The 20241-nt window shown below is 36.7% G+C and carries 12 protein-coding genes; 1 reads left to right on the top strand and 11 read right to left on the bottom strand.

Translation table 11 applies throughout. The features are described from left to right. Nucleotides 1-16 precede the first annotated feature (16 nt). The 6 genes from C7972_RS04455 to C7972_RS04430 form a co-directional block, all read right to left on the bottom strand. The gene (locus tag C7972_RS04455; protein ID WP_110355027.1) at nt 17-1117 is read right to left on the bottom strand and encodes an alkaline phosphatase; all 1101 of its coding nucleotides are present in this window, start codon (nt 1115-1117) and stop codon (nt 17-19) included. A gap of 22 nt (nt 1118-1139) precedes the next feature. Next, a complete protein-coding gene (locus tag C7972_RS04450) occupies nt 1140-2045 on the bottom strand; it encodes a metallophosphoesterase (protein ID WP_110355026.1) in 906 nt (301 codons plus the stop codon). 127 nt (nt 2046-2172) lie between these two features. Beyond that, nucleotides 2173-3066, bottom strand: a complete 894-nt coding sequence (locus tag C7972_RS04445) for an endonuclease/exonuclease/phosphatase family protein (protein WP_110355025.1) — start codon at nt 3064-3066, stop codon at nt 2173-2175. 145 nt (nt 3067-3211) lie between these two features. Continuing rightward, the gene (locus tag C7972_RS04440; RefSeq protein ID WP_110355024.1) at nt 3212-4708 is read right to left on the bottom strand and encodes a RagB/SusD family nutrient uptake outer membrane protein; all 1497 of its coding nucleotides are present in this window, start codon (nt 4706-4708) and stop codon (nt 3212-3214) included. Nucleotides 4709-4718: 10 nt separating this feature from the next. Continuing rightward, nucleotides 4719-8036, bottom strand: coding sequence for a TonB-dependent receptor (locus tag C7972_RS04435; protein WP_181422824.1), 3318 nt, complete (start codon nt 8034-8036; stop codon nt 4719-4721). 181 nt (nt 8037-8217) lie between these two features. Continuing rightward, on the bottom strand, nt 8218-9366 hold the full coding sequence (locus C7972_RS04430; protein ID WP_181422823.1) for a FecR family protein: 1149 nt from the start codon (nt 9364-9366) through the stop codon (nt 8218-8220). Nucleotides 9367-9504: 138 nt separating this feature from the next. On the opposite strand from C7972_RS04430, the gene C7972_RS04425 reads away from it, so the two are divergent. Further along, nucleotides 9505-10098, top strand: a complete 594-nt coding sequence (locus C7972_RS04425) for an RNA polymerase sigma factor (RefSeq protein ID WP_258364769.1) — start codon at nt 9505-9507, stop codon at nt 10096-10098. Between the two features lie 278 nt (nt 10099-10376). On the opposite strand, the gene C7972_RS04420 is transcribed toward C7972_RS04425, so the two are convergent. The 5 genes from C7972_RS04420 to C7972_RS04400 all read right to left on the bottom strand — a co-directional run bounded on the left by C7972_RS04420 (nt 10377) and on the right by C7972_RS04400 (nt 20176). Continuing rightward, nucleotides 10377-12674: a DUF5703 domain-containing protein gene (locus tag C7972_RS04420; RefSeq protein WP_110355021.1), complete on the bottom strand. Its 2298-nt coding sequence runs from the start codon at nt 12672-12674 to the stop codon at nt 10377-10379. Nucleotides 12675-12965: 291 nt separating this feature from the next. Beyond that, a complete protein-coding gene (locus C7972_RS04415; RefSeq protein WP_110355020.1) occupies nt 12966-13871 on the bottom strand; it encodes a metallophosphoesterase in 906 nt (301 codons plus the stop codon). A gap of 27 nt (nt 13872-13898) precedes the next feature. Then, nucleotides 13899-14807 (bottom strand): endonuclease/exonuclease/phosphatase family protein, encoded by a 909-nt coding sequence (locus C7972_RS04410; RefSeq protein WP_181422822.1) that lies wholly within the window; start codon nt 14805-14807, stop codon nt 13899-13901. 121 nt (nt 14808-14928) lie between these two features. Continuing rightward, the gene (locus C7972_RS04405; RefSeq protein WP_110355018.1) at nt 14929-16698 is read right to left on the bottom strand and encodes a RagB/SusD family nutrient uptake outer membrane protein; all 1770 of its coding nucleotides are present in this window, start codon (nt 16696-16698) and stop codon (nt 14929-14931) included. Nucleotides 16699-16723: 25 nt separating this feature from the next. Further along, the gene (locus tag C7972_RS04400; RefSeq protein ID WP_110355017.1) at nt 16724-20176 is read right to left on the bottom strand and encodes a TonB-dependent receptor; all 3453 of its coding nucleotides are present in this window, start codon (nt 20174-20176) and stop codon (nt 16724-16726) included. Nucleotides 20177-20241 lie beyond the last annotated feature (65 nt).

Below are 20241 nucleotides of genomic sequence, written 5' to 3'. Positions count from 1 at the left end.
AGGCTAGATTATAACGCTACTTCCAGTTTACTGAATTTTGAATTTTATGGAAAATAGCATTGTTTTCATATATGCCCTGAAAATTTTCAGATCCTGGACCAAAGGCAAATACTGGAATCAAAGTGGCCGAATGTCCTGTTGTTGAAAACGAACCTTTTATTTTGTTATAGTTCCCTTTATCCGACGCTAGAGTGTATCCTCCTGTTTCATGATCGGCTGTAACTATAACAAGGGTGTTGCCCTCCTTTTGGGCATAATCAAGTGCTTCCCCAATAACCCTATCAAAATCCCTTACTTCTTCTATTATATAGCTGGAATCATTATTGTGCCCTCCCCAATCAATTTGGGAACCTTCAACCATCAAAAAAAATCCATTTTCATTTTGTGATAAATATTCAAGCCCTAACTGTGTAGCCTTAGAAAGAAAATGACCTCTCCCCTCACTCATTTTGGGCATGTGGTTGGGTGCCAATAAAAACGCAATTTTATGCTCTAAACTAAAGTCTTTAGGTCTATTTAAGGCCAATGTGTCCAGAATAAAACCTTGATTTGAAAACATGGTGCTTAGGTTAATGTGATCTTTTCGCTTAAAGAAGTAATCCGTACCGGCACCAGCAATAAAATCGATACTTGATCTGGGTAATTGTGCTGCAATTTCTTCTTCTTGGCTCCTGAATCTAACATGGGCGTAAAATGATGCAGGCGTGGCATGGGTGACCGAGGAGGTACTTACAACACCTGTAGAAATAAACTTTTTGGCAGCTATTTCGGTTAATAATTCAACAGCTAAAGTGTCACTATCCACCCCGATTGCTCCATTGTAGGTTTTAATACCTGCTGAGAAAGCGGTAGCCCCTGCTGCCGAATCAGTAATTAGACCATTTTGTGAGGAGGTTTTTATCAACCCAATATGCTTAAACCTTTCAAAATTAGGGTTGGTGTTTCCAAAATAAAAACTACTTGAAATTTGGGAGAGTCCCATACCGTCTCCAATTAGCAATATCACATTTTTAGGTGCTATTGATTTTTCTGAATTAACTAATGGTCGTTGAGACTTACAACTTATAAATAATACCAAAAGCGATAAAGCTATAATATCTAATAAAGGATGTTTCATGTTACTTTCTTACTTTTAATAATCATTTTATTTGAAGCTTTTTATTTCCTTCTCTTCCGTATCCTGCAATTTGTATGTATTTATCTGTTAATGTAATGATCCCATAAGCCGTTTCTTTGGTTTCAACCATACCTTTCATCGTTAAATAATGTACCCCCTTTTTATAACCGAAATTCCCCTCGTGATTGTGACCATTTATATAGGCCTTAACGCAATCATAGTTTTCAATAATTTCCACGAGCTCATCAGCATTCCATAGGTTATGTACATTTTCAGGAAATACAGGAAAGTGACAGAATAAAATTACCTTTTCCTGATTTTTTGTGGCGTTTTCCAAAACTGAAATTAACCAGTTTTTCTGGGATTCTCCAACGGCTCCATTCCATTTAGGGGAGTTAATTTTGTTGGTTTTGTAATAGTTTTCAGCAAATTGGTAATCTTTACTACCCTCATTAGAGGCATGAAAACTTATGTCATTACCATCCAATACAACAAATCGCCAATCTTTGATTTTGAACTCGTAATATCTTGATGGCATTCCCATCTTTTTGTAAACATTGGATCGCTTGTCACCAGGAACTACAAAATCATGATTTCCCAAAACATGGTATTTTGGCATTTTTAATTTATTATAAATAGGGACTACCACATCAAAACTTTCATAATTACGGTCTATAAAGTCACCCACGTGAATGGTATATTCCAAATCCATAGTGTTCAAATGGGTTACACATTCCTCAAGTTTATCATCTGACATGGCATATTCTCTTGTACCATTGGCTGGATAATCAGAAAATTGGCAATCAGCAATAATACCAAACGAGAATTCAGATGCTAATTGTGTACTATTATTAGATTTTGAAGTACAGCTAGAAATGATAAGAATCAATCCAAAATGAATAACACTTACTTGTTTTTTAAAATTCATAATTTTCTTTGGAATTTAGATGCTAATGTTGTGCGTTGATTTTCAACAGTTTATTAGAAGTCAGGAACTAACTTTTAACTTGAACAACAGTTGATATTAGTTCTGTTTTCATTTTCTATTAATAACTTTAATTCTTTATATTGGAAAAAGTAGCTGTTACTGGATAATGATCTGAAAATCTTAAAAATTCAGCTTCTTGAAAATGATTGGCATCTGTGCATTCATTCCATAAATTAGGTGATGCGAAAATAAAATCGTATCGCTGTTTTCTGGCCTTATCATTCTTCCTGAATTTTGTACATACATCCTTAATACCACTATTTAAAAGCGCTTGAATCACTTGATAATTAGGCCGACCATCTACCAATCCCCAACCCCATAGCTTGTACAAATCCATTGTTTCATCGCTAATGAAAAGTTCATCTTCGGGAGAAAATGCATTAAAATCGCCTAACAATAACAGTGGATGTCCCAACGTTAATGATGAATCAACTCTTTCCTTAACGATATTTACTTCATCCAGTATTGTATGATCAAAACTCGGCCAAAGGTGTGTCGCAATTATATCGACACCGTTAATTGTACAATATATTAAACCATGTTGCATTCCCTCAGTCAATATTTCCTTAACCTTAATTGGATATCTTGAACTAATTCCAATAGCCATTCCTTGATCTCTAAGGGTCACCGCATAGTTGTGATCCCAGAATTTTGATTCATTTTTTAATTTTTCAGCTGAATAATCCATGAGTTCTTGAAATACCACCACATCAGCCTCTTGCTCTTTTAACCATTCATAAATCAATGATTTCCTTTCGATACCAATTTCCAAGCATGGTAACCTTGGATGCTTTCTATCTTGATAACCTACCCAGACATTATAGGTGACAACCTTTAAGTCATGATTAGGTTGAATAGATAAATGTTTTGGTTTACAGCCCATTAATAGGACCACAGGTAGTAGATAGGCAAAAATGTTTAGAAGTATTAAATAGCTGAATTTTATGTTTTTCGGTTTCATTTAAGCTTACATAAAGTATTAATTCGGATTCAGAATATATATAGGTATGTTATCCTTTGATAAAAACAAAAAGAACCACCATTGCCAGTGGTTCTTTTTAACAAACAATAATTAACTAACTACTAACTCAATACATTTTTATACTTTAATTATATCCAGGATTTTGATCCAAATTTTCGTTACGATCTATTTCACTTTGCGGGAAAGGAAAGAGATAATGCTTCGCTGGATCAAATTGTCTTTGGTTACCCCCGGGATCTGTTATTGCCGGTATTATATTTTCTATAGTCTTCCACCGTTTTAAATCAAAATATCGGTGCCCCTCCATTGCTAGTTCAACTCTACTCTCGTGCCTAATACGTTCACGCATTTGATCCTTTGTTAAATCTGCAGGCAAAGGAGGCATATCTACCCGGTCACGTATATTATTAATAGCATTATACACGGTTGCGTCAGGACCACTGGCTTCATTTTTTGCCTCAGCGTACATTAATAATACATCCGCATAACGAAGATGAATAAAATCCTGCTCACTTTTAATTGAATAATCAAATGGTGCATTATTTGGGTCAACATATTTTACATAGAAATAGCCAGTCTCTGTAACACCACCTGGATCATAGCTTCCTCCAATTAATTCTTCAATACCATTATTCCAAAACCGAATTGTATGGCTTAATCGAGGATCTCTGTTTTCGCGAGGATCTACTGGATTGTATAAAGGTGATTCTGAAATGGACAAGCCGTCAGTACATTCATATTCATCTACCAAATTTTGAAAGGGATTTAAAGATGACCACCAGCCAATTCGAATATCTGGGCCATACCATGCGTTATAATCCGGATTTAAAAATTTTGTTGAGAATATTATTTCCGGATTATTTTCTTGACCTGCCGCTAAAAATAGATCTGGGTAGGAACTGGATAAACTAAATGTGCCGGACTGGATAACCAAATTAGCCGTTTCAGCTGCTTCAACCCATTTTTCTTGATGTAACAGTATTTTGGCTTTTAAAGATAAAGCAGAGCCCTTAACTGCATGGCCATCGTATACATCATCGGGTAAATATCCGATTGCCTCATCCAAGTCGGCCAACACCTGATTGATTACCGTTTCCTTTGTTGATTGTTTTACCTTTGATTCTTCTATTGTTGGGGGAGTTATATATAGTGGGACTCCTCCATAAAATTGGGTTAAAGTAAAATATAAATAGGCCCTAAGGAACAAAACCTCTCCCTTATAGATGTTTTTTTTGGTTTCTTCCATCTCTACATTGTCAATATTTTGCAAAAAAATGTTGCAACGTGAAATACCTGTAAATGCTGCATTATAAACACTGCTTACGAGCCCACCTGAACTTGGTTCAATAATCCCCTGAGCTAATGGCGACACATTTCCTCCTTCGGCATTTCGTGCAAAGGAATTGTCGGACAAGGCATCATAAAAATTTCTATCCCAACTTAGGGTATTACTTCTCATTTGAGAATATACCCCTGCAAGAGCCATATCCGCATCCGATTCATCTTTCCAAAAAGTCTCACTCGATATCTGATCCAGTGGTTGCTTGTCAAGGAAATCCTCACAGGACATAGATAAAATTCCCAATAATCCAATTAGTATGTATATATTAAATTTTTTCATGATTCAGAATTTAAAAATTAACTTTAAGCCCAACACTAAAGATTGTCAATTGCGGATATGCTGCAAAGCGCCCACCACCTGTTCTTTCTGGATCTACGGCAGGATATTTCGTAATTGTAAATAAATTGTCGCCAGATAAATAGAGTCTAAGGTTCTTCATGCCAACTTTATTGACATATTGTTTGGGTAGATTATACCCTAGTGAAAGGTTTTTTAACCTGAAATATGATGCATCCTGTAAAAAGAACGTTGAAGTGGTACCAGTTACAGGCCCATAACCTGATTCATATAAGGCTGGATAATCATTAATTCCGCTACCAGGGGTCCATGCATTTTCAACTTGACTTTTTCGAGGCGCCGTGCCTTGGACAAAAGGGTCGATTCCCCAGCCGTTTACATAGTGCTTGTTCCCTTCTACACCTTGAAAAAAAGCAGATAAATCAAAATTGCGCCATTCCAGATTAAGCGTACCACTATAGTAAAAATCAGGGTGGGCTCCATCTACAACTACTCTGTCATCAGCAGTAATTTTTCCGTCTGGAACACCATCAGGACCACTTACATCCCTAAATTTTAAATCCCCTGGTTGTGGATCATATGGGTGGGTTGGAGATGAAGCAATATCTGCCTCGTCTTGAAAAATTCCTATCCATTCAATCATGTAAAAGGAATTCCAAGGCAACCCTTCTTGAATTGTGGTGGAACCATATGAAGGAGTTCTAACCTTCGTAACCTCGTTATTATATGTTGACCAATTAACATTGACCGAATAGTTTAATTCCCCTATGTTATTTCTATGTCCAAGGTCTATTTCGAACCCTTTATTTCTCATCGCAGCGTAATTTATAGTTGGCGCGGAGAGCCCGACGCTTGCAGGAATTACTGCTCCATACAGAATATCAGTGGTTTCTTTGTTAAACCAATCAGCAGTTGCTGAAAATAATCCATTCTGTATACTTAGGTCTAATCCAAAATTTAATGTTGTTGTTGTTTCCCATTTAAGGTTTTTATCGGTCAACCTACTGACATATGCGCCTTGTTGAACGGTTGATGAATATGGGTATCCTGTTAATGACATTAATTCCTGATAGGGGTATAATCCAATATTCTGATTTCCTAATTGACCCCAAGAAGCTCTAAATTTTAGGTTGTCTAACCAGTTTCTGTCTTTCATAAATGCTTCCTCCGACAATCTCCATCCGGCTGAAACTGAAGGAAAAACTCCCCAACGAGTATCCTCATGAATTCTTGAGGTACCATCATATCTCGCTACTGCCTCAATTAGATATTTTCCTTTATAGTCATAATTGACACGCCCAAATAAAGATTGAATAGCCCATTCACTTGCTGAACCCCTTACATACTGTCCCTCCGTAGATCCGGCATTGATCTCCTTTATTGATGGAGTGGGAAAATCCAGTCTTCCACCTTGTAGGTAACGACTGAAATAGGATTCCTGATTATAAGCTCCCAAAAGTTTAAAATTGTGATCCCTGCCAAAAGTTTTTGTAAACTCCAACGTGGAATACAAAGTGGTAAGTACAGAAGTGTTATTGGAATCATAAACCCCTTTATTTACCGGCCAACCATCGTGCTCAAATTCACCATCTGAGAACCTGTAGTGGGGTACAGAGTAATTATGGGATTTATAGAAGGAATGGTCAAAGTTAATAGCCCCTTTTGTGTGCCATATTAAATTAGGGGTTAAGTTAATGTTCAAAAATGCCTGTGCATTTAGGGCATAGATTGACTCTTTATGTCCTCCTTCCTTTGTTAGTGATACAGGATTTCTATTATGTCCTGCTCTTGAATTATAACGTGATACATAATTCCCACTTCCGTCAGGCAAGTATGGAGAATAGTTTGGTCCGGCTGCATATATGATTAAAATAAGATCATCATCTACTAATGAGGGCTCAGTTATATTTCTCTGCGATGCACCAACGTTGGCGCCAAATGATACTACATCATTTATCTTTGAGTTTACGTTAAGCCTTAAATCATACTTTTGGTAATCATGACCGTCAATAATTCCATCTTGATCAAAATATCCCAACCCGAAATTATATCGCGTTTTTTCATTTCCACCATTTACGGATAAATGATGATTTTGTGCAGTTGCAGAGTGAACCATTAGGTCCAACCAGTCTGTGTTTGGGTAATTTGGGTTTCCAACATTATTGCGAAATGCATCAATTTCCCCCTGTGTAAAATGTTCGGTTAATCCCCGACGAACCCTTACTTGATTCCATAAACTCATAAAATCAGCAGAATTGGTAACAAAATCTGGCATTCGAGTTGCTTGTTGAATTTGAGTATTGCCGTGGTAACTAATATTTAATTGGCCAGATTTCCCAGTTTTTGTAGTTACAAGTATAACCCCATTTGCGGCTCTAGCTCCATAAATAGCAGCAGAGGCAGCATCTTTTAAAACAGCAACAGACTCTATATTATCCGGGTTTAATTGAGATAAGTTACCTTGAACACCATCAACAAGAACCAATGGCGTATTACCAGCTCCACTAAAAGTACCCAAACCACGAATTAGCATTGTAGATGATTCCTTTCCTGGTTGACCACTGCCCTGCACTATTTGTAATCCTGGGACTTTCCCTTGTAATAAATTTTGCACATTCGACACTGGTCGATTGGTCAACTCCGCTGCCGATACATGCGCTACGGAACCAGTTAAGTTAACCTTCTTTTGCGTTCCGAAACCTACAACTACCACCTCATCCAACTCCGAGGCGCTTTCCTCTAGAGTGACTGAAATATTTGTTTGGCCGCCCACAGCAATTTCTTTGGATGCAAAACCAATGTAAGAAATGATTAAAATAGCATTGCCATCTTGTACATCAAGTGAAAAATTACCATCAAAATCGGTTTGAGTACCATTTAAAGTTCCTTTTTCAAGAATACCGGCCCCTGCTAAGGGTTCACCTTTAGTGTCAGTTATAGTTCCTGAAATTTTCAGCTGTTGTACGGCCCTATTGGTGATTCGCGGTTCAATTATTTTTTCTTTTATAACAACAGCATTGTCATCGGTAACAGTAATATCTAGATTCCCCTGCGATAAACATCGCTTAAGCAATTTATTTGTTCTTACAATTCCTTTTTTTACGTTTACTTTAGGGAATTCTGAAAAAATTCCTTTTTCGTAAAAGAATTTATAATCAGTTTGATTCATTATCAATTTAAAGACTTCATCCACGGACAATGTTTTGTCACTTTCTATCTTAATTCTAGAATTTTGAGACACTACATTCTCTGGTGTTAAAGCATAAATTGTAGTAAAAAACAAGAAAAGGAAAGTTCTCATAATATTCATTAAGAGCCGTTTTTTGAATAAAAATCGGGCACAGGTAAATTTAATTTCCATAAATTTGTGTGTTATCAGTTGGTTAAACATTTAATTAATTGGTGATACTTCTGAGGGGATAAGGTTTTTACTTTGACGGGTAAACTTTATCCTCCTTTTTTTTAGGATCCTTTTTACTTCATAGACATATCTATTTTAAAATTATTGTTTTGTTTTTTATTTCGTAATTATTTATTGAAGTTGACTTAATAATTGATAAAATTTGGGTAATGCTTTGTCGTTTACTTAATACCCCAACAAATTCAACGGATTCCAATGCTTTATTTTCAAAAATAACCTCTACATCATACCATCTGGATATTACCTTCATAATATCCTTTAATGGTAGGTCCATAAAACTGAAAATTCCATTTTTCCAAGAAATTTCAGATTTTATATCCACCGTCCCTACAGTCATTCTGTTGGTTTCAATATTCAGAATTGATTGTTGATTGGGATTCAGCTCTTGGATGGAATCTCCGTTATTTACAGTTACTTTTCCTTCAACTACAGAAGTGTAAACATTAGTTTCATCCGCGTAAGCTTTTATATTGAATTCCGTACCCAAAACCTCAATTTCTTGAGAGTGATTAAGTACCTTGAATTTTGTTCCGTTATTGGCCGTACTTGGTGATACCGAAAAATAGGCTTCTCCATAAATTAATTCTACTAGACGGGTTGATCCCTTATTAAAATTCACTGGATATTTTAATTGAGATTCTGAATTTAACCAGACTTCTGTGCCATCCGCTAGAATTACAAAAAACTCACCGCCCCTTGGTACGGTTAAATAGTTATAGACTGTCTCGAGTGAATTATGTTCACCCCCCTTGTAAACTATCTGTTCACCATTACTGTTGGCATTTGTAGTTTTTAAAGTACTTCCCTTTTCCAATTCAACCACTGATCCATCTTCCAAAGTCAAAGTGGCTTTATCCGTACCAGGTAGAATAGTGTTAGTATTTACAATTGAGGGAGTGGTGGTGTCGGAATTACTGAATAAGCTACCTTCAAAAATATAGGCTAACCCGAAAACCAATACTGCTACTGCTGCATACTCAAGAATCTTATGGAATTTGTATCTGACATAAATGCTTTTATTCAATTTTATTTTACGTAAAAAATCTTTTTTGAAATTTTTGGAATTATAGTTTTTCAAATTATAATTTATGGCATAATTCGTCTTGATATAATCCTTGAAATATTGCTTGTTCTCTGCTTTTTTCAACCATTCTGTTAACATTTCAATCTCATCAACATCAGCGGTATTCATTAAAAACTTGACAATAATAGTATCCATTTTTTGGCTCATTTCTTCACTTCTGTTTATATATATTACGTTTCACATTTAATACCACCCACAATTTATTTTGATTTTTTTTAAAAAATATTTTTATAAGTTTACAAGACTATTTAACCCAACTGGCAAAGCTTTGTTTTGATTGAAGATTATTCCATTAATAAAATATTGGCAGAAAGCCTAAAAGACAGAAAGGTTGCTGCCTATGAGTATTTAATGGAAACCTATCATCATAAATTATGTATTTATGCAGAAGGCCTTTGTCGCGATACATATTTGGCACAGGATATTGTACAAAATGTTTTCTTAAGGGTTTGGGAAAGACATCGAAATTTAAATGAAAACCTATCTATAAAAAATTACTTGTATCAATCCGTTTATAACGAATTTATCAATCAGTACAGAAAGAAAGATAATATGATACCACTTGAAACGGAATATATAAAGACCTTTAAAGAAATATTTGATGATGATGATGATAAGGATTTAACAAGATTGATAATATTGGTACAAGCAGAGATACAGCGATTACCTCCTAAATGCAAAGAAATATTTATTTTAGGAAAGCAAGAAGGATTAACCTACACCGAAATAGCCGAATATTTGAATGTTTCTTTCAGAACAGTAGAAAATCAGATGAGTAAGGCATTCAGTATCATACGCACAAAAGTAAGTTATAAAATAAACACCCTTTTGTTTTTACTATTTAGGATAAGAAAAGAGGTTGTTTAACCACTCCTCTTGCAATGATTTCAACCTCTATAATTTTCGTAACCCACAGCACCTCCCCTTGGTTTTATACTTCAAGGTATTTTGTAGCTTTTGCCAAAAAAGGTGAAAAAATTTACAACCGTAGTATAATATTGTAATATTCCATGTTCCTAAATAAATCTTTTAGCAACTTGATTAACTTTACTTTTTAAAATTCTATAATCTATAACTTCTATAAAGTTCTCCATTACAAAACAATATGGTTCAAAAGTAAAAGTCCGTTTTGCCATAAAATAACCCTACTGCATTATTTTAATATCCTTTAATCGTGAATTTGGGGTAACAATTAGATCTTGGACTTTCCCGTTTTTCACATTACCAGTGATTATTGTATTTTTCGGTGCATTCAATTTAAATTCTGCATTCCATTCTTTGGGCCAAGCAGGAAGTAGGTATATTTTGTCAGAATAAGGATCGGTCTGCAGTAACATTGATTGAAAGGTTTTCATCAAAACTCCACCGTGGTCTTGGTCTGGCGTCCAATCGTAATTGGGCCCCCAAAAAGCAGGGAAACGTGAGTTTTTGTCATAATTCTTGGAACGCTCCACTAGATTTGCTTTGGCCTGTTCGGTCAACCCTAGATAGGCCATAAAAATATCATCTTGCCGCCAACCAAAAGCGCCCTTGTCCCATCGGTGCTCCAACGCCTTTTTTCCGAAGTCAATATTAGGCATGCCAACACCATAAAGTCTAAACGGGAATACGGCGTACAATTCTGGGTTTTCTACATTTTTCTTATTCTCGAAACGTTCTGCAGGTGCTAATGCCATTCCAGAAGGGGTGTTACGTAATGGAATCTCTGGTAATTTTGAATTCATTTCTTCCCAGAAAATTTTATCGCTTGCAGTGGTCAAATTTTCAGGTAAATACATTAGACGTTGGGTGATACTATGTAGCCCTGACAACTCAGGCATGGGATTAGTAGTATCCCACCATGTCTCAGCGGCCATACTTGGATACATTACCAGTTTCCCTTTTTCATCGGTTTGATAATAGTTATTAAAAAAATTTAATATCTCGTTGGCAACGGGTAATAATTGTTGTTGTAGAAAATCGGTGTCCTCCGTGTAATCATAATAATCCAACATCATAAACACTAACTCTGGTCCAGAAACCCATTCCCATTTATGCCAAGGGCTTTCTTGTAAAGGATCTTCACGATCCTCATATGGTGTCCAACCATAGGTTGCTGTAAATGTAGCTCCCCAGAAATAAGTGCATTCAGGCAAATAGGCTCCGTCAAAACCAAAATATTTTTTCGTTCTATATTTTGAGAGCTCTAAAATGTCATCGGCATACATTTTAAAAAATGGTTCCATTAAATCAAAATCTCCCGCTGTACACATACTCAAGTAGGGCAAACGCGTATTTTGCCACCAGTACCCTGGGCCCCACCGTCTATAATCAGGTCCCCCAGGGTAACCTTCAGTGGGAACAGTAAATAGGGATCCATTAAATTTTATTGGGTACTTTCCGCGTCCTGCAGAGGCGTCAATAAACCTTTGGAGATGATATGCACGGGAAACAATATAGGCATCATTTGTGTTAATTGACAATTCTGTACTGTCGGCAGGTGTTGCCATTAGCCAACTTCGATTCCAAAATTGATTCCACCATTTTCTGTGTTTTCGATAACGGTCCGTTATGGATATATTCTCAACTTTTGCAATATTTTCTTCCAGTGCATTTAGCCATTGTTCTGGTGAAGAAGGGTGCTGGGTAAGAATATGTACACTTATATTGTTTTCTTTTGTAGATAGAGTTCTTAAAGTTGAATTATTGACCCTAACTGCATCGGTACCGGTAATAACCCCTCCAAAAATCCGGTGAAGTATAGGGTCTTCTTGGAAATATTCAGAAAGCCCTTGTAATTTATTGGTTAAATCGAAACCTACGGACTTCTTGTTGTAATGGTACCAGCCAATATAATTTTTGTCCGATTCAATTAAATTATCAGGCTCTACTATGACAGGTTGAAAGAGTCTTCCATGGGCATCTCTTTTTTCCAAGAGGTCGCTAACGCCTATTTCAGGCAAAGAATATTCGTGTGTACGCCAAAGTTCTATAGTTGCCTTTAACGTAACAGGTAGTGAGCTAGACTGATCTATATGAATTACCGGGTTGTTGGCATCAACCCAGATTTTAAAATTTATTGTTACCGATTTACCGTCTAATTCCCCTTTAGAACTGATTTTTATAGTTCCGGACTTTAAATCCAATTCCTGTTTGAATTGGCTCTTAGAAAAAACAATTGAAGGAGTGGATTGTACCCGTACTTTGCCCAGTTTTAATAGGCGCCCATTATCTCCCCATGAATCTGTCTTCCCTATATAAAAACAAATATCACCACTTTCTTCTACCCATAGGTTCAGACCAATATCTCCATTGCCAATGGGCATTGATCCATGATGGTCTTTAGAAGGGCTCTCCCATACTACATTATAAGGATCTACATAACTACTCTCCTCATTTGATTTGGCAGTTCGACAGCTAAAGCTTATTGATATTATGAATATTACAATACTTATTTTCTTCATTCTTCTATGTTTAAAGTATATTTCGCTTATTTATCCTTAATATTATTATCCTAAATTCTTTTTTTAGTACATACCTTTTTAATCTACCTGTGTTGCCAGGGTTCGTAATTATTTATTTTTCATACACTTCTTGTATCAGTATAGGGCTATGGGATATCAACTTGAATAAAATCTTTTCTCTTCAATAAAAGCTTCACCATCAATACTCCATTTCATAATTATCTATTCAAACAATTGTAGCCTTCCCTAAAACATGTTGGCAAAAAGTCTAATGCAACTTAATTTAATTATTTAATCAGATATTTTAAGTATTCTATTTACTTCTCTACCATATCCCAATACCTCTATGTAATCAGTAAAGATCATTACAATACCATATGCTGTTTCCTTAGTATCCACCATACCTTTGAAAGTCAAGTAGTGTATACCATTCTTAAAGCCGTAATTTCCTTTATGATTATGACCATTAACATACCCTTTGACAACAGGATAGTTTTCAAGTAAAGCAATAACTTCGTGAGCATTCCACAGATTGTGAATATTTTCTGGATATACTGGAAAATGACAATAGACAATGACTTTCTCGTTTTTCTTGGTTGCTTTTTCTAATTTTTTCTTTAACCAGACCATCTGTTCTTCTCCAATGGCTCCATTCCACTTTGGAGAACTAACTTTATTTTGTATGTAGTAAGTTGAAGCAAAATTATATTCTTTCGAATATTTGGGATAGGCATGGAAACTTATATCATTTCCGTTAAGCACGATAAATCGCCAACCTTTCACTTCAAAATCGTAATAGGACGAGGACATACCCATTTTTCTAGGTACCTTTTCATTCATATCATCGGATACTGAAAAATCATGATTTCCCAAAACATGGTATTTTGGCATTTTTAATTTATTATAAATAGGGACTACCACATCAAAACTTTCATAATCACGGTCTATAAAATCACCTAAATGTATAATATAGGTCAAATCCAGGGAATTAAAATGTGTTACGCACGACTCCAATTTCTCTTTTGATTTAGCGTATTTGCGCACACCAGAACCTTCTTCATTATGATATTGGCAATCCGCAATTATTCCAAAGGAGAATTTATTTTGTGTCTTCCCTGGAGGCACTATTATTGAACGGCAGGCCAATAATGTTGTCGACAGCAAGCCGACACAGACTATAATCAGCAGTAATTTCATTTCCCTTCTTTAAAAAAAATAGGTATATCATAATCCTTTCGAAACATCCAATTCAAAAATCGCTTCTAATGGATAATGATCAGAAATATAATCGTTTTCCTCCCCATTATGTATCTTCACACTTTTGCACAATAAACTCATAGGCAAACTTGTTAAAATATAATCGATTCGCTCTGGAGTACGTCCTATATTACCGGCAGTACGCCACACATCTATTAAAATTGGAGTTGGAAATGTAAAACGTTGATACCATGGCACAAGACGTTCTGTAACATCTACTAAAGGGAAGGCATAAAATGAAGACATTACACTGTAGTCAAGGTAGTCACCGAGTAGGTTCCGATCGGGATAACCTTTTAATTTATTATTTTTATCGCCTTTTTGATACTTCTTGATTAACTCAGGATTCTGATTATAAAGCTCTGCATCAAAAGGAGAATGCGCATTAAAATCCCCCAATAATACATATTTATCTGTTGTTTGCTTCACAGAATCTATAATTCCCTTAATAATTTTGGTTTCCTGTAAACGATATTTCCAATCGGCAGGACTTAGATGAATAACAAAAAAATTAATACCGTAAGTTTCACATTGCAAAACAGAATTTCTTAGATTTTTATTGGAATATATTTTTTTGACTTTTATTGGAGCTCTGGATGTTAATCCAATAGGACCAGACTTGGCATAATACTTATGTCCCCATTTTTTGGCATCGTTTGAGAGTTTCTCCTCACTACTATATAATTCTTGCAATGCGATTATATCTGCATTTTGTTCCGTGATCCATTTTACACCATGCTTATGTCTATCTTTTCCATAATCTTTTTCATTGCCAAGCCCTTCAAGTACATTATATGTAATTACTTTAATTGTATTTTGCGCTTTTACATTTAAGGTAAAAATAATAAACAACAGTAATTTAAATATATGTTTCATTTTAGTAATCGTTTTTATTATTAAAAGATAGAGCATATTTCTATGCCCTATCCGTACTAAACAACTAACTCACATTAACTAACTAATAATACTTAATGTAAAATTTTAATAAGATCCCATGTTACCAACCAGGGGATTGCTTTAAATTGGGATTAATGGTAAGTGCCTCCGAATTTATGGGTGAGTAATACAGTTTTATATCATCATCCGTCCAATTTGGTTGTCTTTCCAAATAAGGCAGTATATATCCCTCCTTTGCGTCAGCAGGCAAGGGATTTCCATTCCTATCACCCAAAACAATCGTTGCCTTATTGGAACCGTCTGTATTGTATTCGAAAGCCGGCCGGTCGTTGAGATCTACAAATGCTCCAACAAATGGTTTTCCAAAATAACTGGCCTTTTTCCATCTTAGGATATCATCGAACCTAGATCCTTCTAACATTAATTCAACTTGCCGTTCCCGTCTTATTTCCCACAGGAGGTTGGATATTTCTGGAGCATCAACAGCCTTTTTTGGGTCGTCAAAACTATCGACGAAAGCTAACGTTAATCTGGGCATCCCCACCCTAGACCTTAACAGATTTATACTTTTATCCAGTACAGCATCATCCACTTCCCCCAACTCTGCCTTTGCTTCGGCATAGTTCAATAAAATTTTATTGAAGCTATAAAGAGGGGCGTCCAAAAATCCATTGACATCGTCTACAGGTGTGTCGGTAGACCACCACTTGTACAAGGGATACCCAGTTGGATTTGATATCCCTGACTCTCCTATAAATGCAGGGGAATATGAAGGTGTTGTTCCTGTACTGCTATTGAATATGGCCGGTTCATTTTGGGGAACCATATTCTCATCGTATGGTATGACTAAGGTCTTGCCCATACGCGGATCCCTATTCTCAAATTCTTCCATTACGAATTCTGGAAGACCTGCCTTGGCTTTCGCATGTAAATCACTTACACCGAAGGGTAAGCCGTCTGAACATAGAAAACTTTCCACAGCATCCTTTGTGGCCCCAAAATAATCCCTAAGACCCATCATCCTCGCCTGAATGTTCACGATTACTCCTGGCTCATAATGTTTATATAGTATGACTTCGGGATTATCTCCCAAGTTTATGGACGAGTATATATCCCTAAAATCAGGAGACAGGGAATAGTTTCCCTCTTCCATTAGGGTTTCAGATGCCGAAACGCTTTGTGCAAACCATAAAGGAGCATCAGTTAAGCCTAACTCATCATGGTATTTTCTAAAGGTTCCCTCGAAGAGACATATCTCGGATTTAATGGCAAGTGCAACATCGCGATTTATCAGGTTGTCCCCAGCTTCAGATCTAATGTTCTGTACTGCAAAATTCAAATCTTCCAAAACATGTCCCATAACCATGGTTCTGGAATCTTGGGTTTCATACAGTTCAGGACTCGCAGTACCCAATTCATGATCTATCCAAGGGACATCGCCAAAATTTTTAACCTTGGAGAAATATTCACGGGCTCGAAGTAACCTTCCAACACCTTCCCAGTGATTCTTAACCTCTGTTTCCAAATCAGAATTTTGAGCTTCCCGGATCATTATATTTATGGCCCGCAAAGTACTCCATGACCATCCACCTCCCGAGTTCGGTATGGTAATTCGGTCAAAAATTCGGCTACTTTGGACTTGATTTGCCTGAACTACTTCATCCGAATTAACGGCAATACCATAAGAATTTCCCACTCCATAGCCGTAAAAGTTGTAAAGTCCCAGTGAATAGGTTTGAAAATCACTATCTGTTTGCCAGTAATTCTCATTGGTTATCTGATCCTGTGGGATTTTTTCCAAGAAATCGTCGTTGCAGGATACCATACATAGTATGAATCCTATTAGTACTATTTTATATAGATTCTTCATGGTTCTTATAATTTTATAATCTTTACTAAAAAGAAATGGTTGTTCCAAAAGACAAGTCTTTTGCCAGTGGAAAGGTATGTGATGCGCCCAATTCCGGGTCCATACCTTGTGGCAATTTTGAAAACAACATTAGGTTTTCGCCGCTAAAATATATTTTTATTGATTCTATCCCTATCTTACTCAACACATCCTTGGGCAAGGAATAACCAATTCTAATATTCTTAAGCCGCATATAGGCTGCATTCAATAAATACCTGGTCTGGGTCTGCTTATTATAACTACGATCGTCAGGCCTTGGATAAAAAGCATCCGTATTTTCGGGCGTCCAATAATCCAGGGTATGTGAAAGGATAGATTCATATTGGGAACCTGCGGTAAACCCAAAGGCACCCCCGGTCCAATAATCCTTTTTAGCTACACCTTGCAGGAATATGGAAAAGTCTATATTGTTATAGGCCGCACCAAGTTTAATACCATATTGGTATCTTGAACGTGAATTTCCAATAATGGTAAGGTCTCCGTGATCTTCCAAAGTGTATTCACCTCTATCTACTACCCCGTCATTGTTAAGATCTTTATATTTGACATCTCCGGGATAGGGTATCCTATTCCCAAAGATAAAATTCTGTGTAGGTATCCCTGGAACATATTGGCGTTCCGAATCCACGCTCTCAAAATCTGTCTCCTGGAACAATCTATCGGTTTCATATCCCCAAATCTCTCCAACTTCCTTGCCTTCATAAAGGCTTCCCAAAAATCCTGTTGGATTTTCATAGCTGGTAATGGTGGCCTTGTCGTCGTAGAGTATTACATTGGTAGAATATGAAAACTTATCGGAGACCCTATCCGCCCAATTCAAACTAAGTTCCCAGCCTTTCACTTTTAGATCTGCCGAATTCTCATTGGGCACTGACGTTCCCAAGAGATCGGGCAGTACTTGCCCTGCTGTCAACATTCCAATGGTTTCCCTTTCATAGACCTCAAGAGTTGTTTGTAGTTTATTCTTAAAGAAAGCTAGGTCCATACCAAAATTGATGGAGTTCACTTTTTCCCAAGTATAGTAATCACTTACAAGCCCGCCCGGTCCAGTATAGAGGGGTCTTTCGCCATTCAAAATCCAGTTGGCCGTACCTGTATTCATGGATGGGATGTAGGAATAGGCACCAACTTGTTGATTACCCTGGGTACCATATGAGGCCCTTATCTTTAAGAAATTCAGCCAAGTGTTGGTACTTTCCATAAAAGACTCCCTAGAAACTACCCAACCAACAGAGGCCGAAGGAGAAAAAATAAATCGGTTATCCCTTTCGAATCTAGACGAACCATCATATCGCCCAAGGGTTTCCAAAAGATACTTTCCCTTATAATCGTAATTAAGCCTATACAATCCAGAACGTGTAGCCCATTCAGTGGTGCCATCTCCTACGCTAGAATTTCCTATAGCTAAGCTTAAGGCCGGTACCTCATCTGAAATTAACCCTTGTCTCTGGGCAAAGAAAGAGTTCTCACTGCTTTCTTCTTGACTATATCCTACCATTAATTTAAAATTATGGTCCAAGATTTTTTTTTGGTATTCCCCAGTAAAATATAGATTGTCATAGTTGTTGAACCCTGCCGTTTTCCGAAGGCTATTTGGGTCGTTCCTGTAATAGTAAACGATACCTGGACCATCCGTAGGATTGGCCATTGCGTATTTGTTTACATGGTAACTATCATTTTGGCTAATACTCCTATGAGTATAATTTGCTTCAATGTTCATCCCTTCAAAAGGTTTTACTGACGCCCTTAATTGAACATTGGTATTTTTCGTTTCGTATGTGTTTTTTGCACCCAAATCTACCATAGCAGGTGAAAAGCCCCATGGAGCACCCGATACCTCATCTGTTCCGGTTAGCCAGAATGTAGGTCTTAAATAGGAAACACTATACATATATGAGGCATTATTTGGAATATAGGGCATATTCTGTATTCCTCTAGTAAAACCCAGGGTAGCCCCGATACTTAGCCAATTATTGATTTCGGAATCAACCTTTGTCATAACGTTTTTTCTATTGTATCTGTCCTTATCCAGTACCAGCACGCCGTTTTGATTCATTAAACCCGCACTTAAAAAATAAGTCGTATTATTTGATCCACCGGAAACAGATAAATTATGATTAAGTGTCAATCCTGGTTCAACCATATATTCGATCATATTGTTATTATCTCCTAAGGGATATGCTATATCATTTATGACAGGAATGGAATTTGGGACATAATCCGGGGACTCGTAAAGCCCCGCCCAAGTATCCACATTTCTGCCCCAATACCAGCCAGGGGTTCTACCTGCATTTTCCCATTGAATACCTCCCACCTTAACCTGTGTTACAGGGTCAACCTTATCCGGAAAAGTGGTTGGTCTTGTACTAGACAGAATATTGGTATATGTAAATTGAGTCTTGGTATTTTTTTTCCCGGATTTAGTAGTGATAAGAATAACCCCAAAAGCAGCCCTGGCCCCGTAAATCGCAGCTGAAGAAGCATCTTTTAAGACGGTAACACTCTCAATGTCTGATGGAGGTATTAGATTTGGATCCAATTCAGAACCATCTACCAATACCAATGGCGACCCACCGTTTATGGAGTTGTACCCCCGAATATTAAAAGAATATCCTTCACCAGGGATTCCATTGGATTTGCTTACAGTAAGTCCTGGAACAACTCCTTGCAATGCCTGTCCAACAGATATAACTGGCCTTTCTTCGACAAAATCAGCGCCTTTAACTTGTGATACGGCCCCCGTAATATCCGATTTCCTTTGGGTACCGTAGCCTACCACAATTACCTCTTCCAAACCTGAAGCACTTTCTTTTAATGCAATTTTAAAATAGGACTGCCCATTCGTATTCAGCTCTATAGTAGCAAAACCTATGTAGGAAATAACCAGTATTGCATCTTCATTCTCTACGTCTATTGAAAAATTCCCATCAAAATCGGCCTGTGTTCCATTTACTGTCCCTTTTTCCAAGATGCTGGCTCCAGATAATGGCAGCCCGTTTTCATCGGAGACCATACCTGAAATCTTATATTGTTTTTGTAGATGGACCACATCTTTTTTTGATTTAATAGGAGATAACTTTTGTTCTACCAGATACACAAGACGATCTCTAATGTCAAATTCAATATTGTCCTGCAAAAACACTCCATGTAGTATTTTGGTTATCTTTTCCTCTTTCGCTTTAACCGATACTATCCTATTTAAATCGATATCCTCTATCTTATAAACAAATCTAAATTCAGTATTTTTCTCAATCTCATCAAGCAATTGCTCTATCGAGACATTTTTTAAATTCAAAGTGATTTTGGTCAACTGCCCGTAAGAAGTATTTGCCTGGAGGGCAAAAAACGTAGCAATAAACAACAGAACACTTAGCTTCATCTTTAAGTCTAATTTCAATAGTAAAATAGGGCCATGTTTTAGCCTATATAATTTTTTCATACTTTTGTTATGTTTTTTTAGTGATAAACTCTTTGTTTAATCACGATTTTGAAATCGGGAAATGT

The organism is Arenibacter sp. ARW7G5Y1 (assembly GCF_003201775.1).
Lineage (GTDB): Bacteria > Bacteroidota > Bacteroidia > Flavobacteriales > Flavobacteriaceae > Arenibacter.
The sequence above is the reverse complement of the archived record's forward strand: the minus strand, read 5'-3'. Positions and strand labels throughout refer to the sequence as shown.